The sequence below is a fragment of the Pseudotenacibaculum sp. MALMAid0570 genome (assembly GCF_040151415.1).
Taxonomy (GTDB): Bacteria; Bacteroidota; Bacteroidia; order Flavobacteriales; family Flavobacteriaceae; genus Polaribacter.
On sequence record NZ_JBDKWF010000049.1, the window covers coordinates 52,569 to 76,149 of the forward strand.

24 protein-coding genes and 1 tRNA gene are annotated in these 23,581 nt (G+C 32.7%); 20 read left to right on the forward strand and 5 right to left on the reverse strand.

The annotated features are described in order from the left end of the window. Positions 1–8 precede the first annotated feature (8 nt). The 19 genes from rpsK (at position 9) to AAON49_RS10545 (ending at position 17,125) form a co-directional block, all read left to right on the forward strand. Positions 9–392, forward strand: coding sequence for a 30S ribosomal protein S11 (rpsK, locus tag AAON49_RS10455; protein ID WP_349554473.1), 384 nt, complete (start codon positions 9–11; stop codon positions 390–392). 80 nt (positions 393–472) lie between these two features. After that, positions 473–1,078, forward strand: a complete 606-nt coding sequence (gene rpsD, locus AAON49_RS10460) for a 30S ribosomal protein S4 (protein ID WP_349554474.1) — start codon at positions 473–475, stop codon at positions 1,076–1,078. A 97-nt stretch (positions 1,079–1,175) separates the two neighbouring features. Further along, complete coding sequence (locus tag AAON49_RS10465) at positions 1,176–2,168, forward strand: DNA-directed RNA polymerase subunit alpha (protein ID WP_349554475.1); 993 nt, start codon at positions 1,176–1,178, stop codon at positions 2,166–2,168. An 82-nt stretch (positions 2,169–2,250) separates the two neighbouring features. Then, on the forward strand, positions 2,251–2,751 hold the full coding sequence (gene rplQ / locus AAON49_RS10470; protein ID WP_349554476.1) for a 50S ribosomal protein L17: 501 nt from the start codon (positions 2,251–2,253) through the stop codon (positions 2,749–2,751). A gap of 159 nt (positions 2,752–2,910) precedes the next feature. After that, positions 2,911–3,495 (forward strand): hypothetical protein, encoded by a 585-nt coding sequence (locus AAON49_RS10475; RefSeq protein ID WP_349554477.1) that lies wholly within the window; start codon positions 2,911–2,913, stop codon positions 3,493–3,495. Between the two features lie 99 nt (positions 3,496–3,594). Beyond that, positions 3,595–4,713, forward strand: coding sequence for a glutamine-hydrolyzing carbamoyl-phosphate synthase small subunit (carA, locus tag AAON49_RS10480; protein ID WP_349554478.1), 1,119 nt, complete (start codon positions 3,595–3,597; stop codon positions 4,711–4,713). 289 nt (positions 4,714–5,002) lie between these two features. Then, complete coding sequence (gene eno / locus AAON49_RS10485) at positions 5,003–6,289, forward strand: phosphopyruvate hydratase (RefSeq protein ID WP_349554479.1); 1,287 nt, start codon at positions 5,003–5,005, stop codon at positions 6,287–6,289. A 177-nt stretch (positions 6,290–6,466) separates the two neighbouring features. After that, on the forward strand, positions 6,467–7,756 hold the full coding sequence (locus AAON49_RS10490; RefSeq protein ID WP_349554480.1) for a citrate synthase: 1,290 nt from the start codon (positions 6,467–6,469) through the stop codon (positions 7,754–7,756). 65 nt (positions 7,757–7,821) lie between these two features. Further along, positions 7,822–8,769, forward strand: coding sequence for an arginase (gene rocF / locus AAON49_RS10495; protein ID WP_349554481.1), 948 nt, complete (start codon positions 7,822–7,824; stop codon positions 8,767–8,769). A gap of 177 nt (positions 8,770–8,946) precedes the next feature. Next, a complete protein-coding gene (locus AAON49_RS10500; RefSeq protein WP_349554986.1) occupies positions 8,947–10,206 on the forward strand; it encodes a M20/M25/M40 family metallo-hydrolase in 1,260 nt (419 codons plus the stop codon). A gap of 17 nt (positions 10,207–10,223) precedes the next feature. Then, a complete protein-coding gene (gene ctlX / locus AAON49_RS10505) occupies positions 10,224–11,162 on the forward strand; it encodes a citrulline utilization hydrolase CtlX (RefSeq protein ID WP_349554482.1) in 939 nt (312 codons plus the stop codon). Between the two features lie 27 nt (positions 11,163–11,189). After that, positions 11,190–11,861 (forward strand): PrsW family intramembrane metalloprotease, encoded by a 672-nt coding sequence (locus AAON49_RS10510; RefSeq protein WP_349554484.1) that lies wholly within the window; start codon positions 11,190–11,192, stop codon positions 11,859–11,861. Positions 11,862–11,925: 64 nt separating this feature from the next. Next, positions 11,926–13,140 (forward strand): sulfite oxidase, encoded by a 1,215-nt coding sequence (locus AAON49_RS10515; RefSeq protein WP_349554485.1) that lies wholly within the window; start codon positions 11,926–11,928, stop codon positions 13,138–13,140. Further along, complete coding sequence (locus tag AAON49_RS10520; protein WP_349554486.1) at positions 13,140–13,598, forward strand: monoheme cytochrome C; 459 nt, start codon at positions 13,140–13,142, stop codon at positions 13,596–13,598. Before AAON49_RS10515 ends, AAON49_RS10520 begins: the two co-directional genes overlap by 1 nt. Before the next feature lies 1 nt (position 13,599). Beyond that, a complete protein-coding gene (locus tag AAON49_RS10525) occupies positions 13,600–14,520 on the forward strand; it encodes a sulfurtransferase (RefSeq protein ID WP_349554487.1) in 921 nt (306 codons plus the stop codon). Positions 14,521–14,523: 3 nt separating this feature from the next. Then, the gene (locus AAON49_RS10530) at positions 14,524–15,402 is read left to right on the forward strand and encodes a sterol desaturase family protein (protein WP_349554488.1); all 879 of its coding nucleotides are present in this window, start codon (positions 14,524–14,526) and stop codon (positions 15,400–15,402) included. Positions 15,403–15,483: 81 nt separating this feature from the next. Beyond that, complete coding sequence (locus tag AAON49_RS10535) at positions 15,484–16,224, forward strand: MlaE family ABC transporter permease (RefSeq protein ID WP_349554489.1); 741 nt, start codon at positions 15,484–15,486, stop codon at positions 16,222–16,224. Then, positions 16,224–16,991 (forward strand): ABC transporter ATP-binding protein, encoded by a 768-nt coding sequence (locus tag AAON49_RS10540; RefSeq protein ID WP_349554491.1) that lies wholly within the window; start codon positions 16,224–16,226, stop codon positions 16,989–16,991. Before AAON49_RS10535 ends, AAON49_RS10540 begins: the two co-directional genes overlap by 1 nt. Before the next feature lie 61 nt (positions 16,992–17,052). Further along, positions 17,053–17,125 (forward strand) — tRNA-Lys (locus tag AAON49_RS10545). 78 nt (positions 17,126–17,203) lie between these two features. On the opposite strand, the gene AAON49_RS10550 is transcribed toward AAON49_RS10545, so the two are convergent. From AAON49_RS10550 to AAON49_RS10570, 5 genes are read right to left on the reverse strand one after another with little or no spacing between them, the layout of a single operon-like run. After that, on the reverse strand, positions 17,204–17,626 hold the full coding sequence (locus AAON49_RS10550; RefSeq protein WP_349554492.1) for a hypothetical protein: 423 nt from the start codon (positions 17,624–17,626) through the stop codon (positions 17,204–17,206). Positions 17,627–17,657: 31 nt separating this feature from the next. Beyond that, on the reverse strand, positions 17,658–19,073 hold the full coding sequence (locus AAON49_RS10555; RefSeq protein WP_349554493.1) for a DUF389 domain-containing protein: 1,416 nt from the start codon (positions 19,071–19,073) through the stop codon (positions 17,658–17,660). Between the two features lie 11 nt (positions 19,074–19,084). Next, positions 19,085–20,161 carry a mannose-1-phosphate guanylyltransferase gene (locus AAON49_RS10560; RefSeq protein WP_349554494.1) on the reverse strand — a complete coding sequence of 359 codons (1,077 nt, stop codon included), beginning with the start codon at positions 20,159–20,161 and terminating at the stop codon, positions 19,085–19,087. Beyond that, positions 20,151–20,744 (reverse strand): SprT-like domain-containing protein, encoded by a 594-nt coding sequence (locus AAON49_RS10565; protein ID WP_349554495.1) that lies wholly within the window; start codon positions 20,742–20,744, stop codon positions 20,151–20,153. Before AAON49_RS10565 ends, AAON49_RS10560 begins: the two co-directional genes overlap by 11 nt. Beyond that, on the reverse strand, positions 20,728–21,243 hold the full coding sequence (locus AAON49_RS10570) for a hypothetical protein (protein ID WP_349554496.1): 516 nt from the start codon (positions 21,241–21,243) through the stop codon (positions 20,728–20,730). Before AAON49_RS10570 ends, AAON49_RS10565 begins: the two co-directional genes overlap by 17 nt. A 128-nt stretch (positions 21,244–21,371) precedes the next feature. Here AAON49_RS10570 and AAON49_RS10575 point away from each other — a divergent pair, with 128 nt between their 5' ends. Continuing rightward, positions 21,372–23,576, forward strand: a complete 2,205-nt coding sequence (locus tag AAON49_RS10575; RefSeq protein ID WP_349554497.1) for a zinc-dependent metalloprotease — start codon at positions 21,372–21,374, stop codon at positions 23,574–23,576. Positions 23,577–23,581: the final 5 nt, after the last annotated feature.

Here is a 23,581-nt window from a genome sequence, read left to right on the forward strand (position 1 = left end):
AAATTATTATGGCAAAAACAAGTTCAAAAAAACGTAAAGTAATCGTTGAGTCTATCGGAGAAGCTCACGTAACTGCATCATTTAATAATATCATTATTTCTTTAACCAATAAGAAGGGTGACGTTATTTCTTGGTCATCAGCTGGAAAAATGGGCTTTAGAGGTTCTAAAAAGAATACTCCTTATGCAGCTCAATTAGCAGCAGAAGATTGTGCAAAAGTTGCACACGAAGCAGGTTTACGTAAAGTAAAAGTGTATGTGAAAGGACCTGGAAATGGTAGAGAGTCTGCAATCAGATCTATTCACAATAACGGAATCGAAGTTACAGAAATCATTGACGTAACTCCTATTCCTCACAATGGTTGTCGTCCACCAAAAAGAAGACGAGTATAATTAAATTTTAACTTAGATAGGAAGAAGATTATCGAAGGATATAAGCCTGAATTCATAATCCCTATCATAATCAATTAGAAATGGCAAGATATACAGGACCAAAAACTAAAATTGCTCGTAAGTTTGGCGAAGCAATTTTCGGAGAAGACAAAAACTTCGAAAAAAGAAATTACCCTCCAGGACAGCATGGAAATGCGAAAAGAAGAGGTAAAAAATCTGAATATGCTGTTCAGTTAATGGAAAAGCAAAAAGCTAAATATACTTATGGTATATTAGAGCGTCAGTTCAGTAACTTATTTAAAAAAGCTTCTCGTTCTAAAGGAATTACAGGTGAGGTTTTATTACAATTATGTGAAGCTCGTTTAGATAATGTAGTATACCGTTTAGGTATCTCTAATTCTAGAAGAGGAGCACGTCAATTAGTTTCTCACAGACACATTACTGTAAACGGAGAAATCGTAAACATTCCTTCTTATTCATTAAAAGAAGGTGATGTTGTTGCAGTAAGAGAGAAGTCTAAATCATTACAAGCAATTGAAAATGCATTAGCATCTAACAGTGCTGTGTACGAGTGGTTAACTTGGAACGCTGATAAAAAAGAAGGAACATTTGTAAAATCTCCTGAAAGATTACAAATTCCTGAAAATATCAAAGAGCAATTAATCGTAGAATTATATTCTAAATAATAAATTAATCATATTGGTATTTAGCCAAAGGGTTTGTTCGTACTTCTTCACACTTATAAACCGCGCAACTAAATAACAATCAAAACGAAGAAAAAATATGGCAATTTTAAATTTTCAAAAGCCCGACAAAGTAATTATGATTGAATCTACAGATTTTTCTGGAAGATTCGAATTCAGACCTCTAGAACCAGGATTTGGTTTAACAGTAGGAAATGCTTTAAGAAGGGTATTATTGTCTTCTTTAGAAGGTTTTGCGATTACTTCATTAAGAATTGATGGAGTAGAGCACGAATTTTCAACAATCAAAGGAATTGTAGAAGACGTAACAGAAATCATCTTAAACTTAAAACAAGTTCGTTTTAAGAAGCAGATTGAAGAATCTGATAGAGAAACTGTATCTATTAACGTTTCTGGTCAGGATCAATTAACTGCTGGTGATTTACAGAAATTTATTTCAGGATTTCAAGTGTTAAATCCAGAATTAGTAATCTGTAACATGGATAGCACCGTGAAATTAAACATGGAGCTTACTATAGAAAAAGGTAGAGGATTTGTACCAGCTGAAGAAAATAAAAAAGCAGGAGCACCAATCGGAACTATCTTTACAGATTCTATTTATACGCCAATCAAAAACGTAAAATACGCTATCGAGAATTTCCGTGTAGAGCAGAAAACTGACTACGAAAAGTTAATTTTTGATATCGATACTGATGGTTCTATCAATCCTAAAGATGCGTTAACTGAAGCTGCTAAAATCTTAATTCACCACTTCATGTTATTCTCTGATGAGAGAATTACTTTAGAGGCAGATGAGATTGCACAAACTGAAACGTATGATGAAGAATCATTGCACATGCGTCAGTTATTAAAAACTAGATTAATCGATATGGATCTTTCTGTAAGAGCTTTAAATTGTTTAAAAGCTGCAGAAGTAGATACATTAGGAGATTTAGTTTCTTTTAACAAAAGCGACTTAATGAAGTTCAGAAACTTTGGTAAAAAATCATTAACTGAATTAGAAGAGTTAGTGAATGTAAAAGGCTTAAACTTCGGAATGGATTTAAGTAAATATAAATTAGACAGAGATTAATAATAATTAAGATTAACCCTTCCATATTTTGCTCTCCCAGTAAAGAGGATTGAAGCAAGATGGGAGCTAAAACACATCGGTCATGAGACACGGAAAAAAGTTTAATCATTTAGGAAGAAAAACAGCGCATAGAAAAGCGATGTTAGCTAACATGGCTTGTTCATTAATAGAGCACAAAAGAATTAACACTACCGAGGCTAAAGCTAAGGCATTACGTAAATTCGTTGAGCCGTTAATTACCAAGTCAAAAGAAGATACTACACACAATAGAAGAATTGTATTTAGTTACCTTAGAAACAAATATGCTGTTACAGAATTATTCAAAGAAATCTCTGTAAAAGTTGGAGACAGACCAGGAGGTTATGTTCGTATCATCAAATTAGGAAATCGTCAAGGAGATAATGCTCCTATGGCTATGATAGAATTAGTTGATTACAACGAATTATACAGCCCTAAAGGTAAAAAAGCTAAAAAATCTACCCGTAGAGGTAGAAGAAAGAAATCTGCTGAAGCTGTGGTTGAAGAAGTTGCTGAAACAACAGAAACAGTTGAAACTCCAACAGAAGAAAAATCTGAAGAATAGAATGTTAGCATTCAAAAATATAAAAGGGATAGGCGTTTACGTTTATCCCTTTTTTTTATATTTACTATTCAACCTTAAAAAGCTATCATCATGCGAGTTATAATATCTATACTTTTTCTTTGCTTTCTCTCATTCAACATTTTTGGACAAAACTTGCCTTTGGATAACGTAATATCAAACACAGGGCATGTAAATTCTTTGAGCAATGGAGAAGATAAAAACATAAAAGGTTCTACATTTTTAACGGCTAAAGATTTCAAACCAATTATCGTTAAAACCATTGGTAATAAAGTAGGGAAATATTCGCAAGGAACATTTAATGTTAAAACAGGACAGTTTATAGTAAAGAAAGCTGATGGGAAATTAGTTGCTATAGATGACTCTCTTGTCAAGGAGGTGGTTTTTTTAGGAAACAGCTTTAAAAAAATAGATGGAGAATACTATGCTTTCCTTTCCGAAGGAGAAATCAGTTTTCTTAAAAAGTACAAATTAGATGTAGTTAACGGTTCAGTTGATCCATTGTCTAAGGAAAAGGTAACACCCGACAAATACGTTATTAAGGAATTGTACTTTACTTTAAATAAAGGACAATCTCCTAAAACTATTAAACTAAAGAAAAAAAATATTTTAAAACTTTTTACTAAAGAACAAGTAGCAAAAATTAAAAAAATGGTCAAAGAGAAAAAGCTTTCATATAAGAAAGAAAGAGACTTGAAGCTATTATTTAACATTGTTAACCAATAATAGTTAAAAACTTTTGCAATTGTTTAAAACAGAAAAAGACACAATCATTATTTTTGCAAAACTTTGTTCCTCAATAGGAGGAATTTTATCAGAGAAAAAATGAAATACCAACAACGAAAAAAAGCACTAGTTTTATTAGCAGACGGAACTATTTTCTACGGAAAATCTGTAGGAATAGAAGGAACTGCAACTGGAGAGATTTGTTTTAACACTGGAATGACTGGGTACCAAGAAATCTTTACAGACCCTTCTTATTTTGGGCAAATTATGGTAACAGCCAATGCACACATTGGAAATTATGGAATTAATTACCGTGAAGTAGAGTCTGATGGAATAAAAATTTCTGGATTAGTTGTAAGAAACTTTAGTTTTGAACATTCTAGAGTTGATTCTAATGGAAACTTGAAAGATTGGTTTACAGAGCACAATCTTGTAGCAATTTCTGATGTCGATACGCGAGCATTAGTAGCATATATTAGAGATAATGGAGCTATGAATGCTATTATTTCTACAGAAGTTGATAATATAGAAGAACTAAAAGCAAAATTAGCTGAAGTTCCTAGTATGGAAGGTTTAGAGTTGGCTTCAAAAGTATCTACTAAAGAACCCTATTTTGTTGGAGATGAAAATGCGGAAGTTAAAATTGCTGCATTAGATATTGGAATTAAGAAAAACATATTAAGAAATTTAGCGAAAAGAGGAGCTTATATAAAAGTATATCCTTACAATGCTAGCTTTGAAGATTTACACTCTTGGAATCCTGATGGATATTTTATTTCTAATGGACCTGGAGACCCAGAACCTTTAAAAGAAGCGCAAGAAGTAGCTAAAGAAATCATCAAAAGAGATTTACCTCTTTTTGGAATTTGTTTAGGGCATCAAGTAATTGCTTTAGCAAATGGGATTTCTACTTATAAAATGCATAACGGACATAGAGGAATCAACCACCCTGTAAAGAATTTATTAACAGGTAAAGGAGAAATAACTTCTCAAAACCATGGATTTGCCATAAATAGAGAAGAAACAGAAGCGCATCCTGATGTGGAAATAACACATGTTCATTTGAATGATCAGACCGTGGCAGGAATCCGTGTCAAAGACAAAAATTGTTTCTCAGTTCAATACCACCCAGAAGCAAGTCCTGGACCACATGACGCTGAATATTTGTTTGATCAGTTTATTGAAAATGTGAAAAAATCAAAAAAAGTAGCTGTTTAAAGCTCTTTTTAAGTAGATTTTAGCACTTATAATGCAATTCATCGATAGATTGTTACATTTTAACGATTTATTGTTGTTTGCGAGATATTTAATGTTACATTTGCATAAGTGATGTTTAACATCACTTTCTTTTTCATAGCAATTTTTCCCACTCCATCTGGAGTGGGTTTTTATTTTATGTAGAAATCGATTTCGCATAAATTAAATTTTATGCTCATAAAAATCCATCATAATATGTACTTTAGCAGTCTGAAAAAACGAACCGTTATAAACTAAATTTTTTTGTGATATGAGTATCATTATAAACATTCACGCACGTCAAATTTTTGATTCAAGAGGAAACCCAACTGTAGAAGTAGATGTTCTAACAGAAAATGGAGCTTTAGGAAGAGCAGCTGTTCCTTCAGGAGCCTCTACAGGAGAACATGAAGCAGTTGAATTAAGAGATGGCGGAAAAACCTATATGGGTAAAGGAGTTCTGAAAGCAGTTGAGAATGTGAATACAATCATCGCTCAAGAATTGTTAGGAGTTTCTGTATTTGAACAAAATCATATTGATCAATTGATGATTGATTTAGATGGTACTCCAAACAAGTCAAAATTAGGAGCTAATGCAATCCTTGGAGTTTCAATGGCTGCCGCTAAAGCTGCTGCTAACGAGCTAGGGATGCCTTTGTATAGATACGTTGGAGGAGTTTCAGCAAATACATTGCCAGTTCCAATGATGAACATTATTAATGGAGGTTCTCATTCAGATGCACCTATTGCTTTTCAAGAGTTTATGGTTATGCCAGTACAAGCTGAAAGTTTTACACATGCAATGCAGATGGGTTCTGAAATATTTCATCACTTAAAGAAAGTTTTGCACGATAGAAACTTATCTACTGCTGTTGGAGATGAAGGAGGTTTTGCACCAACTTTAGAAGGAACTGAAGATGCTTTAGATACAATAGCTTTGGCAGTAAAAAATGCTGGATACAAATTTGGTGAAGAAATAAAGATTGCCTTAGATTGTGCTTCCGCAGAATTCTACGTAAATGGTAAATATGATTACTCAAAATTTGAAGGTGAATCAGGTAAGGTTCGAACTAGCCAAGAACAAGCTGATTATCTTGCTGAATTGGTAGAAAAATATCCAATAGTTTCTATAGAAGACGGAATGGATGAGAATGACTGGGATGGATGGAAATATTTAACAGAGAAAGTAGGAGATAAAGTGCAGTTAGTTGGAGACGATTTATTTGTAACTAACGTAGAACGACTTTCTCGTGGTATTGAAAACGGAATTGCAAATTCTATTTTAATTAAGGTAAATCAAATAGGAACACTTACTGAAACAATAGATGCTGTTAATATGGCTAAAAATGCCGGATATACTTCAGTAATGAGTCACAGATCAGGTGAAACAGAAGATAATACTATTGCTGATTTAGCTGTAGCTTTAAATACAGGTCAGATTAAAACGGGTTCTGCATCTAGATCAGATCGTATGGCAAAATACAATCAATTACTTCGTATTGAAGAAGAGTTGGCAGATACTGCATATTTTCCTCAAGAACAAGCTTTTAAAATCTAGAAAACAAATAACTTCAAAAGAGAAAACCTTATAATGTAAATTATAAGGTTTTTTTTCGACCATAATTATCGAAGAAAGTTATTTTCTGATATTGAAAAACTATCAAGCGATAGTTTAAAAATCCTTTAAAATAGCTATCTTTGTGAGACTTCAGGAAAAATAAAAATTATACAGAATATGTCAGATATAGCGAAGCTACAAATAGGTGATAACTCATATGAATTTCCATTGGTAAAAGGAAGTGAAAATGAAGTTGCCATCGACGTGAAAACTTTAAGAGGAGCAACGAATGGGGTAATCACTGTTGATCCAGGATTCAAAAACACAGGATCCTGTACTAGTGGTATTACTTTTTTAGATGGAGAAAAAGGAATTTTACGTTACCGTGGTTACTCAATTGAAGACTTGGCTGAAAAAGCAGACTTTTTAGAAGTAGCTTACCTATTAATTTTTGGGGAACTTCCTACAGCAGAACAATTAGAAAAGTTTGATGCAGATATAAAAGGAAAAGCAATAGTAGATGAAGATGTAAAGAAAATTATAGAGGCTTTTCCTAAAAATGCACATCCTATGGGGGTTTTGTCTTCCTTAACAAGTGCTTTAGTTGCTTTTAATCCTACATCTGTAAATGTAGATTCTGAAGAAGAAATGTACAATGCTATTGTAAAAATTCTAGGAAAGTTTCCGGTTTTAGTAGCTTGGGCAATGCGCAAAAAAACAGGATTACCATTAAATTATGGATCTAACAAACTAGGATATGTAGAGAACGTAATGAAGATGATGTTTGAAAAACCTAATGAAGAATATGAAATAAATCCAATCATTAAGGAAGCTTTAGATAAGTTGTTGATTTTACATGCAGATCATGAGCAAAATTGTTCAACTTCAACAGTAAGAATAGTTGGTTCATCTCATGCTGGATTGTTCGCTTCATTATCGGCTGGGATTTCTGCTCTTTGGGGACCACTTCATGGAGGTGCAAATCAAGCTGTGTTAGAAATGCTGGAAGCAATTAGAGAAGATGGAGGAGATACAAAAAAATATATGGCTAAGGCAAAAGATAAAAATGATCCTTTCCGTTTAATGGGATTCGGACATAGAGTTTATAAGAATTTTGATCCTAGAGCTAGAATTATTAAGAAAGCAGCAGATGAAGTATTAGGAGATTTAGGAGTAGAAGATCCAATTTTAGATATCGCTAAAGGGTTAGAAAAAGAAGCTCTGAATGATCCTTATTTTGTGGATAGAAAATTATATCCAAATGTAGATTTCTATTCAGGAATCATTTATAGAGCTATGGGGATTCCTGTAGAAATGTTTACTGTAATGTTTGCTTTGGGTCGTTTGCCAGGATGGATTGCTCAGTGGAGAGAAATGCGTTTAAACAAAGAGCCAATTGGAAGACCTCGTCAAATCTATACTGGAGAAAATTTAAGGAAATTTGAGAAAATTTCTAAAAGAAAATAAAAACTAAAAACATCAGCTTCATAAATTTATGGAGCTTTTTTTATTTACTTAAACCCAAGTTAGGAATGAGTATAAAGATTATAAAAAACAGATCAGATATTGGAGCAGGAACTAGAGGCTCTGATATGGGAGTTGATGCTATGGAAATAGCGGCAATTAATAAGTCAAGTGATTACTTTACCAAGTTCGATTTTGAAGATGTTCTAACTGAGAATGAATCTATTTATAATAAAGTAAATAACTCATTTGCAAAGAGAATCAATAGTGTACTTGATCAATGTACAAGATTAAGTAATCATGTAAAAGTAACCCTAAGACAAGGAAATTTCCCAATAGTATTATCAGGAGATCATTCTTCAGCTTTAGGAACCATGAGCGGAGTAAAAGGCGCTTATCCAAACAAAAGAGTTGGTGTAGTATGGATAGATGCTCATGCAGACATTCACTCTCCTTATACTTCTCCTTCGGGAAACATCCACGGAATGCCTTTAGCAGCTGCGTTAGGAGATGATAACTTAGATAGTCAAATCAATGAAGTCAGTAGAGAAACAGGAGACTTATGGGAACGTATGAAAAACATTGAAATCCCTGGCGCTAAAGTTCTTGCTGATGATGTTGTGTATTTTGGAGTAAGAGATACTGAAAAACCTGAAGATGAACAGATAGAAAGATTAGGAATCAAAAATTATACAGTATCAGAAGTTCGTTTTAGAGGTTTAGAATTATGTGTTAATGAAGCTCTAGAAAGATTGTCTAACTGTGAAGTAATCTACATCTCTTTTGATGTAGACTCTATGGATTGTGATATGATTTCTTACGGTACCGGTACTCCTGTTCCCAAAGGTTTCGATCAATACGAAATTATTGAAATCATTAATAAAATAATCAATACAGATAAAGTTGCGTGTATTGAATTTGTTGAAGTAAACCCTTTGTTAGACTTAAAGGGAAATAAAATGGCAGAAACTGCTTTTGAAATTCTAGAAGAGATTACCAAATCTATAGAGTCTTAAACCTAAAGCTCTTTTGAATAAAACTATAAAAACTACAGAATATATTCTGTAGTTTTGTTTTTATAAGACCTGAATTTCAGTTGATAACAAATAAATCCTGAATGGGTTTTCAGTAACTAACTAAACTTTACCGAGATGAAATTTCCTAGTTTAACAAAGGTTGTTTGCATAGCTCTTATGATTAGTATGCAAACAACTTATGGGCAAAAACTTTCCAGAAAAGAAAAAAAGATTGTCAAAACAATTGAAAAGAATAACCAAGAAGCTATCCAGTTTTTAGAAAAGGTTGTTAATATCAATAGCGGAACAATGAATCATAAAGGAGTGAAGGAAGTAGCTTTCGAATTCAAAAAGAAATTTGATGAAATCAATTTTCAAACCAATTGGATAGACATGTCCCAAGTAAATAGATCTGGACATCTATTTGCAGAAAAAAAAGGAAAAAAAGGAAAGAGAATTTTACTTATTGGTCATTTCGATACCGTTTTTGAAGAGGATAGCCCTTTTCAAAAATTCAAAAAAATTAACGACACCTTGGCATACGCTCCAGGAGGAAATGACATGAAAGGTGGTGATGTAATTATGTTATATGCGTTAAAAGCATTAGCTGACAATAATCTATTAAAAGATGCGCAAATTATTGTTGCATACACTGGAGATGAAGAATCTACAGGGAAACCATTAACAATTAGTAGAAAAGATCTAATAGAAGCAGGAAAAAGAAGTGATGTTGCTTTAGGTTTTGAAACAGCTACAGGTTATGACAACGCAGCAATAGCAAGAAGAGGTTCTTCAGGATGGAAACTAGAAGTTACAGGAAAGAGAGCACATTCATCTGGAGTTTTTAATGAAAGAGTAGGAGCTGGGGCTATCTTTGAAGTTTCTAGAATTCTAAATGAGTTTTACAATAAAGTTAGAGGAGAACAATACTTAACATTCAATCCTGGAATAATTTTAGGCGGAACAAAAGTTTCTTTCGAAAGTGTATTAAGTAAAGGTGATGCATTCGGAAAAAGTAATGTAGTGGCGCAAACTGCTGTTGTAAAAGGAGGCTTAAGGTTTATTAGTGAAGAGCAAAAAGAAAATGCAAGAAAAAAAATGAAAGAGATTGTAGCCAATAACCTACCAAAGACCTCTGCCAAAATTACTTTTGTAGACAGTTACCCAGCGATGTTCCCAAAAGAAGGGAATAAGAAACTCCTAGAAAAATTAAGTCAAGTAAGTATCGATTTAAATCAAGGGCCCGTACATCCTTATGACCCTTCGAAAAGAGGAGCTGCAGACGTTTCATTTGTAGCTCAGTATGTAAATTGTTTAGATGGGTTAGGTGCTATGGGTAGAGGTGCTCATACCCCAAATGAAACTGTTAATTTGAAAACATTTGAGGCTCTAACAAAAAGAGCTGCATTATTAATTTACAGATTGATTAATGAATAAATAAAATTCTTCATTTAATGAAACAAATTACAAATACGATCTTAATGATTCGCCCTGTTAACTTTAGGATGAATGAACAAACAGCAGTTAATAATTATTATCAAAAAGTTATCGATAACATTTTGCCAACTGCCGTAAATGCCAATGCTCAAAATGAGTTTGATGATTATGTAGAGAAACTGAGATCGTATGGAGTGAAAGTCATTGTTGTTTCTGATACCAAAGAATTTGACACACCAGATTCTATTTTTCCTAACAATTGGATCTCTTTCCATCAAAATGGAACAGTTGCTTTATATCCAATGTTTGCTCACAATAGAAGATTAGAAAGAAGAGAAGATGTCCTAGAGTGTTTAGAAGAAAAAGGATTTATAATTGATGATGTTATGGATTATACCTCTGCAGAAGAGGAAGAAATATTTTTAGAAGGAACCGGTAGTATTATTTTAGATAGAAGAAATAGAAAAGCATATTGTGCACTATCTCCAAGAGCTGATGAAGAATTGTTTATAGAGTTTTGTGAGGATTTCGAATATACTCCAGTTATTTTCAAGGCAAATCAAACTGTAGCTGGTAAAAGAAAAGCAATCTATCATACCAACGTAATGATGTGTTTAGCAGAAACATTTGCTGTAATATGTCTAGAAAGTATAGACGATAAAAAAGAACGCAAAAATGTAATCAAGCATTTAAAAGAAGATAGAAAAGAGATTATTTCTATTACAGAAAAACAAGTTAATAGGTTTGCAGGTAATATGTTGCAAGTCCTTGGAGAAAATAATCAAGCTTATTTAGTAATGAGTCGTTCTGCACATGACTCTTTAACAGCACAACAAATAAAAAGTATAGAAAAACACTGTCCAATTATTTCAAGTTCATTGGATACAATTGAAGCTTGTGGTGGAGGAAGTGCTCGCTGCATGATGGCTGAAGTTTTTTTGCCTGAAGCAAAATAATCTATTTCTAAAATGTATATTTAACACATGGATCTTCTCTTATTGGCAATAGCGCCATCAATGATTATTATTGCTTACATCTATTTCAAAGACAAATTTGAAAGAGAGCCATGGAAATTACTTTTTAAGAATTTTATTTTAGGAGCTACCGTTAGCGTCGTTTTAACTTGTGTATTAGGATATCTGGCGGTAATACTTTTTCCGTCATTAAGCGAGAACAGCATTTTTGATATGTTTATCAAAGCATTTTTTGTTGTTGCTCTTGTTGAAGAATTTTCTAAGTATATCATTGTCAGATACGCAGCACAAAAAAATAAAGAATTTGACGAACCTTTTGACGGAATTGTATATGCTGTAATGGTTTCCATGGGATTTGCCACCCTAGAAAATGTCTTATATGTTTATACCTACGGATTAGAAACAGGAATCTTTAGAGCTTTTACTGCAGTTCCAGCTCATGCAACATTTGGGATTTTAATGGGCTATTTTATGGGAAAAGCAAAATTTTCTAAAAATAGATTTGCCTTAAATATGATGGGATTATTAGTGGCTACATTGTTCCATGGAGCCTATGATTTTTTTCTATTTATTCAATTTGTTCCTGGAATAGCCGTTGGTGCATTTGCATCTTTATTAGTTGGAATTTTGCTATCTAGAAGGGCCATGAAAAAGCACCAAGATAATTCAGTATTTAAGTAGCTAGAGTAGAAACTTTTTATTCTAGCTTATTTTTTATCTTTAGCAAACTAAACTTGTTTACACTTTGAAAAGAAGAGAATTCATTCAAAAAGCTTCACTAACTTCTGTAGCTATAACCTTAGGAACCAAAATTGTTTACGCTTTACCAAAAGGATATACTCCTTTAGCGTTTCAAGACCCTGATCCTTTCAAGATGTTTAAGCTAAATGAAGAAATGGTTGTGTTAAATAATAAGCCATGGAATATAGAAGCTCAAGCCCATTTATTAAATGATGCGATAACTCCGAACAGTAAAATGTTTATCCGTAACAACGGACAAATTCCTTTAGATATTGATGTAAATACATGGAAATTAGAAATTGATGGTGAATCTGTCAAACAAAAGAAAAGTTACACTTTACAAGATTTAAAAACTAAATTCAAACAGCACACCTATCAATTAACATTAGAATGTGGTGGAAATGGAAGAAGTGAATTTGATCCTCCCGCAAAAGGAAATCAATGGACAGTAGGAGCAGTACACTGTGCCAAATGGACAGGTGTTCGATTAAAAGATATTTTAGAGGATGTAGGCATAAAAAGCAACGCAGTATATATAGGCTATCATTCGGCAGATATACATCTGAGTGGTGATTTAAGTAAAGAGCCAATTTCAAGAGGGGTTCCTATGAGCAAAGCCATGCAAGAAGAAACGCTAATAGCTTTTCAAATGAATGGAAAAGATATACCCATTGCACATGGATATCCATTGCGCTTAGTAGCTGGCGGTTGGCCAGCATCTGTATCAGGAAAATGGATTCAAAGAATTAGTATCAGAAATAAAGTTCATGACGGAACTAAAATGACAGGGAAGGCCTACAGAGTTCCTTGTTCACCTGTTGCTCCAGGAGAGAAGGTAAAAGATGAAGATATGTGCATCATCGAATCGATGCCAGTAAAATCACTAATAACATATCCTAAAACAGGTGCGATCATCAAAAAAGGAAAAAAGTTAAAAATTAATGGACATGCTTGGGCTGGAGAATTGGAAGTTGCCAATATGGAATATTCTATAGATTTTGGATCAACTTGGAAAACCTGTAAACTCCAAAAACCAATCAATCGTTTAGCTTGGCAACATTTTTCTGCAGAAATAGAATTCCCTCAACAAGGATACTATGAAGTATGGGCAAGAGCAACAGACACAAATAATGTTTCTCAACCAATGTTACTTCCTGGATGGAATCCAAAAGGATATCTAAATAATGCATGCCATAGAATTGCAGTTAAAGTTGAATAATGAGCGAGCATCACATTAAAAACACCAAATTAAAACAAGCAGAAAAACTTGCCATGCAAGCAGTTTTCTTATTGTCTGTAGCTACTTTAGTGTTAGTTTTTTTGGCTGTAGATCCCACGCTTTCAACTTTTAAAGAAAACTCAACAAATACTATATCTCTAGATGAAGATAGAATAGAAAACGGAATTCATGTTCGTACTGGATTAATTGATGCTGAAGGATTGCAAGTTGTAATTAATAACTGCACAAATTGCCATTCAGCAAAATTAGTAACACAAAACAGAATGAACGCTGAACGTTGGAACGCTACAATTAGATGGATGCAAAAAACTCAAAACTTATGGGATTTGGGTGAAAACCAAAAAGTAATAGTAGATTATTTAGTTGCAAATTACCCAGTTGAAGAGAAAGGAAGAAGAAGTCAGTTGTCTAATATAGAATGGTATGAGCTTAAATAGAATGAACTGTAAAAGAATCTTTTTCATTTTAGTATTAGTCTTTGTTTCGTGTACAAATGAAGAAAGTCAAAAGTTAACCCTTAGTAAAGGGTACTTGATTGAATTTGAAGAGTTCAAAAAGATTGCTTCTCATAAGAATGTAAAACTTCTCGATTTTAGAAAACCAGAATTTTATAAAGAGTCCCACATAGAAGGTGCTCTAAATATCTGGAGAACAGATTTAGAAAATAAAACCTATCCTTATAAAGGAATGATGGCTGAAAAAGAACAAGTAGAAAAACTCTTCGGAAGCCTTGGCATTAATAACGAAGACATTATTGTTGTTTATGATGATAATGGATTGTGCGACTCTTCTAGACTTTGGTGGTTATTACAAGTTTATGGTTATAACAAGATAAAAATGTTACATGGAGGCTTTTCACTATGGAAAGAAGAAAATGAAGTAACTACAAAAGTTCCTGAAAAGAGCGTAGGAGAATTTGTGTTTAAAAAACCATCATCATTCGAAACACATGCTACAAAAGAAGAAGTGTTGGCAGCATTGTATCAAAAGAAATTGATTTTAGATACAAGAACACACAACGAGTTTTCTGGGAAAAGACAAAAAAAAGGAGCTGTAAAGGCAGGAAGAATTCCTGATAGTAAATTAATTGATTGGGCATCAGCGATTAATTTCAATGGCGATAAAAAAATAAAATCAGTAGCAGAATTAAAAGAAATTTACAAAGACCTTTTACCGTATAAAAATGATACAATTATTGTTTATTGTCAAAGCGGATTTCGCTCATCACATACAACTTTTGTCTTAAAAGAAATTTTAGGGTTTAAACATGTTAAAAATTATGATGGAGCTTGGGTAGAGTGGAGTTATTTTAACGACTTACCTTTTGAAAAGGATAGTATAACAACTATCTTTGAATAACTTATGCAACATTATTTAGATTCATTTATAAACGCTTTTAAAGGGACTGTTGATTGGACTTGGAAATCCATCATTTTTGAAGTTCCTTGGTACACCAATTATTTCTGGGGATTGATAGCAATTTCAGTAATTGTTTGGCTCTTAGAAATAGCTTTTCCTTGGAGAAAGAATCAATCTATTTTTAGAAAAGATTTTTGGTTAGATGCATTTTATATGTTCTTCAACTTTTTTGTTTTTTCTATCATGATTAGTGGATTCTATAAGATTTTAGAAATTACTTTTTCAAATGTTGGAATAACAGAAACTAGCTTAGGATTGATTAATATGAGTTCGTTGCCAAGCTGGGCGCAGTTGATAATCTTTTTTATTTTATCTGATTTTGTACAATGGTTTACGCATGTGCTACTTCATAAATATAAATTCCTTTGGAATTTCCATAAAGTCCATCACAGTGTAAAAGAAATGGGTTTTGCTGCGCATTTACGCTATCACTGGATGGAAAATGTTTTGTACAAACCATTAAAAACTTTGGTAGTCATGCTTATAGGAGGATTTGAGCCTCAACAAGCATATATAGTTCATTTTATAAGTATAGCTATAGGTCATTTCAATCATGCAAATATCAAAATCACTTGGGGTGTTTTAAAGTATGTTTTTAACAATCCTGTGATGCACTTATATCATCACGCATATAGCCTTCCAGAAGGAAGATTTGGTGTGAATTTTGGAATAAGCTTAAGCCTTTGGGATTATATCTTTAAAACAAACTATGTCCCTGAAAACAGTGGAACTATAGAATTAGGTTTTGAAGGCGATGAGAAATTTCCAACCGATTTTTTAAGACAAAATACCTATGGTTTTACAAAATCAAAAAACAACTAGAATATTTATGAGTATCCTATGATAGATTATTAGCATAGGTTGATGATATTTTAATACTTTAGCACTAACAAAAAAAGCTGGATGAATTACCTAGGACATATTGGTAAATATTTCATGATGTTAGGTCAAGTTTTTAAAAGACCGCAGAGAGGACGAGTTTTTAGAGAAGCCATTGTTAGAGAATTGGATGAGCTTGGATTAAAATCGTTAGGAATAATCATGTTTATCTCTTTCTTTATTGGAGGAGTAATTGCTTTACAAACAGCTTTAAATATAGAGAATCCTTTTATTCCAAAATACTTAATTGGATTTGCTACAAAACGTTCTGTTATATTGGAATTTGCACCCACTTTTTGTTCCATTATTTTAGCCGGTAAGGTAGGATCTTATATTACTTCTAGTATTGGAACGATGAGAGTAACAGAACAAATAGATGCATTGGAAGTAATGGGGATTAATTCTCTTAATCATTTAGTATTACCTAAAGTGTTGGCAACAGTTTTCTTTTATCCGTTTTTAATTGTTTTGGCAATGTTCTTAGGTATTTTAGGAGGATGGGTTGCAGGAGTTACTTCAGGTATTTTTTCTTATATCGATTATATACAAGGAGTGCAATTAGATTTTGACTCTTTTTTAATCACTTACGCAGTAATCAAAACATTGGTGTTTGCCTTTTTAATAGCAACAGTTCCTTCGTATCACGGGTATTATGTAAAAGGAGGTTCAATTGCTGTTGGAAAAGCCAGTACACAATCGGTGGTTTGGACGATTATTTTAATTGTAATAGCAAATTATTTTCTAACTCAAATGTTGCTAACATAATGATTGAAGTAAATAATTTACATAAAGGCTTTAATGGAGTTCAAGTTTTAAAAGGAATCTCTACTACTTTCGAACCAGGAAAAACAAGTTTGATAATTGGACAAAGTGGATCTGGAAAAACAGTGTTTTTAAAATCATTGATAGGGTTGCATACGCCAGAAGAAGGAACCATTTCTTTTGATGGAAGAATTAATACCAAGTTTACTACTGAAGAAAAAAGACAATGGCGTCAAGAAATAGGAATGGTATTTCAAGGGAGTGCTTTGTTTGATTCTCAAACCGTAGAAGAAAATGTGATGTTTCCTCTAAAGATGTTTACCAAACAACCTGAAGAAGAAATGCTTGAACGAGTAAATTTTGTATTGAAAAGAGTAAACCTAGAAAATTCAAATTATAAATTCCCTGCTGAGCTTTCAGGAGGAATGCAAAAAAGAGTAGCTATCGCTAGAGCTATTGTAATGAATCCAAAATATTTATTTTGTGATGAACCTAATTCAGGATTAGATCCTAATACCGCAATATTAATAGACAACCTAATACAAGAAATTACCGACGAATATAAAATTACTACAGTAATTAATACCCATGATATGAACTCTGTGATGGAAATCGGAGAAAAAATAGTTTTCTTAAAAAACGGAGTGAAAGCATGGGAAGGAACCAATCAAGAAATATTTAAAACTGATAATGAGGCGGTTGTAAACTTTGTTTATAGCTCCGAATTATTTAAAAAAGTTAGACAAGCATATTTAAATGAAACTAAGTAAAAATTTAGTTTGAAATTAAAAATATTGCTTTTATATTTGCACCCGCTAAGGAAAAGTTGACGACCGGGTAGCTCAGTTGGTAGAGCATCTCCCTTTTAAGGAGAGGGTCCTGGGTTCGAGCCCCAGCCCGGTCACTGTTTTAAAAACTCCAGATGAAAATCTGGAGTTTTTTTGTATAAAAATAATTTTAAAAACAGCTGTTAAAGTAAATACTACTTTATGTTTTGATCACTATAACGAATAAAGTCCTCCTCAAATTCTTCTTTTAAAGCATAAATAGATGGTGAAATTATAAGACCTGTAGCCATAGCTCCAGATGGAAACACTCTTTGCTCATATATGACATTACCATTGCTTAATTCGAAGTAGCCAGTCGATATCGGATCATCTAATATTAAAAAATCAACTATCACAGAATTTCTGATTTCCTTAAAAAAATCTGTTTTTTTTAAACTTTTTGATGACCATGGCTTTCTTTTCTTTAGGTTTATTTCTTCAAAATCCCAAGGAAATTTGATTCTTGTTTTTCCATCTATTTCTAAACAAATATCAGATTGATCCATACCATTAACCCTTAGCTTAGTTTTCACATACACATTAGTCAACTTCTTTCCTATTACTTCGCTGAGTTTCATATTAGAGAATTGTAGCAAAATTTTCAATAACCTATTCTTCCTTAACAACTAAGGTGTCTAAATTTAATCTAGTCTTAAGCCAAATAGCCAATTTTGCTTGAGTTCTTTTCTCTTCGGCAATAGAATCATACCAACGAATGGATGCAACAGGAATGGTGTCTATAGACTCGAAATTTGTAACCAATACTTTCGAAAAACTAATAGTCTTTAAACCTTCATAATTAATCTTAGCTTCTTTACTTACCTGTAAAAATGGAATCTGTTCACTTGTCAATTTTTCAAGAGCTAGACTTAACTCTTGAATTTTAATATCTTTTTCTTGAAGACTTTCTTCTTTTGAAGCTATCAATTTTTGATTCTTCACATATAAATCTTCAATAGATTTTACCTTATCTAAAAGTTCTAGATCTTCCTCATCTTGCTTTATATTTAACTTTCGCCCTTCTAAATTATACTCTGTTAGTTTTCCTTCCCACTCTATTTTTTGTTGTTCAGTTAAGTTATTTCCTAAAATAACTAAGTCAATGTCTGACTTTTTATAATCAAAATCCTGATCAATAATTCCTGCTCCTGTTTTTTCTTTTAAATCCTTAATGAATAACTCGCAGTTTTGATTGTAATTATTCTCTTGAAATAATTGATAGAATTGATAAATACTAAATGAAAAGATTATCAAAGCTAAAATAGAAGCGAGTTGAGCAATTCTTTTTCTTTTCGCTGAATTGATGTATTTCACCATTGGAAAACGTAAAAACTTTACAATTACAAAAGTGGCCAAAGCTATAAAAACAGCGTTGATAATGAATAAGAACATGGCGCCTCCGAAGTAAGAAATGTTTCCTACCGCTAATCCGTAGCCAGCTGTACACAATGGTGGCATTAAGGCAGTAGCAATTGCAATACCTGCAATGGCATTGGTAATTTCTCTATGTCTACTCAAAGCAATAATCAAAGCAAATCCACCAGCTGTGGCAATCAATACATCTCGAACATCTGGTTTTGTTCTCGCCATCAATTCAGGAGTTAACTCTTGAAATAAAGGAATACTAAAGAATAGAAAAGATGTCACAACACTTAATGCAATCATAACACCTAGATTAATTAATGATCTTTTCATGGTGTCTATATCATTAATTCCAATAGACAAACCAATTCCTAAAATAGGACCCATTAAAGGAGAAACAAGCATGGCACCAATTACAACAGCTGTAGAGCTTACGTTCAATCCAATCGATGCGATAATGATAGAGAAAACAAGAATCCAAGCAGTATGATTCTTTACAGGAATTCCATCTTTAATTTTCTGAATGGTTTCCTTTTTATCAGTTCCTTCTCGAATATCTAGAAGATCTAAAAAGAACTCTTTAATACTAACAGTAAAGCTTTTAAACTCTTTCTTAACGTTTTCTTGTTTCTCTTGAGTAGGATTTGCTTGATTTTCTTCCATGTACTAACCTTTTATACAAAATCGCTGCCAAATGTGTCTTTAACATCAGCAACAATTTGCTTAATGTCTTGTTCATCCTTTTTTGGACAAATCAACAAAACATCTTCTTTTTCAACCACAATATAGTCATTTAGCCCTTGTATTACAACTCGTTTACCAGATTGAGTGCGAACCATGTTGCCTTGAGCATCTCTAAAAATAGTTTCAGAACCTACCGTGGCATTCTTAGATGCATCTTTTTCCAACTTGTTGTACAACGAGCCCCAAGTTCCAAGGTCGTTCCATCCGAAATCTACGGGCAAAACATGTACATTGGATGCTCTTTCCATAATTCCGAAATCAATAGAAATATTTTCAGCATTTTCATAATTCGACTTTATGAAAGAAGCCTCTTTATTTGTATTATAAGTTTCGGAAGCATTAAACAAATTCAGCATGTCTGGAAGCGATTTTTCAAAGGCTTTTACAATGCTTTTAGCTGACCAAACAAAAATTCCAGCATTCCATAAATAATCACCACTAGCTAAGAATTTCTCAGCAGTTTCTAGATTGGGTTTTTCAGTAAAATTCTTTACTTTTTTGATTTCATCTTCTGAAGTTTCAAACTGAATATACCCATAACCGGTATTTGGCGAGTTAGGTTGAATACCTAAAGTCATTAAAATATCTTGTTGAGAACAAGCCTCAAATGAAGTTTCAATGTTTCTAGAAAACTCTGCTTCATCATCAATCCAATGATCGGAAGGAGCAACTAGAATTACAGCATCTGGATTTTGGTCGTATATTTTTAAAGCTGCGTATAAAATACAGGGAGCTGTATTTCTCATTTCTGGCTCTAAAAGTAATTGGTTTTTACTTGCTTTTGGAATTTGATCAAGTACTAAATCTTCGTATTTTTCATTGGTGGCAATTAATATATTCTCTGAAGGAACAAGGTCATTAATTCTACTAAAAGTTCGTTGAATTAAAGACTGTCCCTTTCCTAGCATATCATGAAATTGTTTAGGGAATTCTTGAGTGCTTACTGGCCAAAACCTTGAACCAACTCCTCCAGCCATAATGACTGCATAAAAATTTTTATTCTTCATAAATTGTTACTTCTGCATTTTGATTAAAAAGGTATATTTTTCCTGTACTTAACTCTTGGCATTCATACCTAGTTTTTCGTTTATTTCCTCTACGATAGCGTTTGTTTTTAAAAACAAAAAAGGTATTGTGAGGAACTTCAAATATAAAACTCTTTCCGTACTCTGCTTTATTTTCTTTTAAAGCTAACGATAATTTCACATCGCTATCTGTGCTGGCCTTTGGATTTTTTAAATAATGAGCTAAATGTGTTAAGATTTCAATAGGGTAAATATCGGGATGTAAAAAAGGCAGCATTAAGTGTTGAAACGTTTGTTTCCATTCTTTACCATGAGGCCGAACTCTTCCATATTTTTTAAAAGTGATGTGATGTGCAACTTCATGGATTAAAGTTAACAAAAATTGATAAGGATTTAAATTATTGTTGATGGTAATTTGAAATTTACCATTGGGCAATCTCCTGAAATCCCCATGTTTTGTTTGCCGTTGATTTACAATCTTAAGGTTGATGTTGTGCTCATTAATAAGAGATGCAACATCATTAAAAGAATGTTTAGGAATATATTGTTTAAGATTGTTTGTCAAACCAGTTAGCTATTCTTTTATAATTTGAAATCATTAGATACCCTAGTAGGATATATATACCTGATTGAGTTATTTCAAAATAATCATATTTAAGAGCTTCACTATCACTTAAAAGATGATTGCCTGCTGAATATTTGAAAGCATAAAAACAATTGGTAACAAAATTTGGTAGTCCCCAAACAATCATGATCAGTCCAAAAATAATAAAGGAAATTTTTAATATTTCACCTGATGAAAGATTTCCGAAATTGACTTGCTGACTCGTAAATCCTTTATCAATTTTCAAAAATTTGATGAGTTTATCAGATTGAACAAAAATCAAATAGTACATCAAAACAGGCACAATTGTAGAGATAAACATCCAAATAGAGCTAATGTTAAGAAGATCATAACCATATAAGAAGTAGCGTATATTACTTCCGATAATGAAGATAGCTTCAATAGCATAAAAAATAGCAATGAGTTTTAAAGCAAGCTTAAATAGGTCTTTTAATTCCATGAATTTTTAATAATGAGCTCTAAATGTATAGTAAAAAGAAAAAAAACCAACAAACGATCATAATTAATTTTAAATGTTTTACTAAGTTTATACTTCAATTCACAAATGTTAACCCTTAACTAACTGTAATGAAAAAAGTTATACTATTATTCATTTTAATTTCCTTTCAGGTTCAAGGTCAAGAAATTTGGCATAAAGAATCTATAGAAAGTGTAAAAGAATCCAAAGAAAATATCCATTTTAGAAAATCTACACCGAATGATTTTGATGTATACTCTATCGATTTAGAGATGTTTAAATCTTCTGTATTTAATAAAAATGGAAACTCTGTTATTGATTTACCAATTAACTCAAAAGGTTTACAAAAGTTTCGTATTGTAGAAACATCTAACCTAGCTCCTGAATTGGCAGCAAAATATCCTATGATACGCTCATTTACAGGCTATGGGATTGATGATCCAACTGCTTTTGCAAAAATAGATTTTGGAACCAATGGAATGCATGCAATTGTCTTTTCAGGAAAACATAGTACAGTATATATAGATCCGTATACCAAAAACAATAAAAAATTTATGGTATACGAAAGAAACTCTTTAGAAAAGAGTGACCAAGATTTTGCTTGTATGGTAGAAGAATCAAAATTTAGTAACAATGAAATTTCAACTTTTGAAAGAACTGCTGATGATGGAAAATTAAGAACATTCCGTTTAGCAATTGTTTCAACCGGAGAATATTCTCAGTTTCACTTAACAAATCAAGGAGTAGACCCAAATGCATTGGATGCTGTAAAAAAAGGAGCAGTTTTATCAGCTATGAATACTACAATGAATCGTGTAAATGGCGTTTTTGAAAAAGATTTGTCTGTAAAATTAGAAATTGTTGCAAATAACGATCAAATTATTTTCCTTGACCCAGGAACAGATGGTTTATCTAACTCCAATGCAGGTAGTCTTATCAATGAAAGTCAGTCAACTTGTGATGGTATTATAGGATCAGCAAATTATGATATAGGCCATGCATTTAGTACTGGTGGAGGTGGATTAGCAGGTTTAGGTGTGGTTTGTCTTAATGGGCAAAAAGCTAGAGGAATTACTGGAAGAGGAGCCCCAATTAATGATCCGTATGATATAGATTATGTAGCCCATGAGATAGGGCATCAATTTGGAGCAAACCATACTCAGAATAATTCTTGTCAAAGAAATAGTAGTACGGCTGTTGAACCAGGAAGTGCTTCAACTATTATGGGATACGCAGGAATCTGTAGCCCTAATGTGCAAAGCAATAGTGATGACCATTTCCACGCAGTAAGTATTAATGAAATGTGGACAAGAATTCAGAATTCTGCAACTTGTGCTGTTGAAACAAATACAAATAATGCAGCACCTACAGCGGATGCTGGTGCAGATGTTACAATTCCAAAATCAACTCCTTTTGTATTAAGAGGTGTAGCTACTGATGCTGATGGAACATCTAGCCATACATATAATTGGGAGCAAACAGATAATGAAATAGGAACAATGCCTCCTCAGTCTAGTAATACAGGTGGGCCAATGTTTCGTTCATTGCCTTCTAAAACTTCACCCAATAGATATTTACCAAGATTATCAACACTATCCACAGGAAATAATTCTTCAACTTGGGAAGTATTACCTTCCGTAGCTAGAGAAATGAATTTTTCATTTTTAGTAAGAGATAATAATTCAGGAGGAGGAAGTACAGCTAGAGATGATATCAAAGTAACAGTAATTGATGCAACTCCTTTTTCAATTTCCAGTCCAGGATTGGCTGCAGTTTGGGAAGCGGGAACAACAAGGACTGTTTCATGGGATAAAGGAACTACAGATGTGGCTCCTATTAATTGTCAATTGGTAAATATTAAATTATCAATTGATGGAGGACTTACATATCCAATCACAATTTTAGAAAATACGCCTAATGACGGTACTCAAGATATAACTGTGCCTAATAATCCAACAAGTCAAGCTAGAATTATGGTGGAAGCGGCAGATAATATTTTCTTCAATATAAATTTTGGAAACTTTACAATTAATGAAAGTACGGCTTCAGTAGACAATAATCAATTAGAAAACTTTAATTTATATCCTAACCCTTCTAAGGGGACATTTAAATTGAATTTTACACTAAGTGATTCTGATAGAGTGTACATTTCTCTGTATGATATTAGAGGACGAAGAATTGAAGAACGTAGTTATAACAATCTTTTTGGGTCATTTTCAGAGACGGTAACATTCAATAACTTAACGAAAGGAGTTTACTTGATGCAAGTTCAAAATGGAAGTAAATTCACTACAAAGAAAGTAGTAATCAACTAATTGGC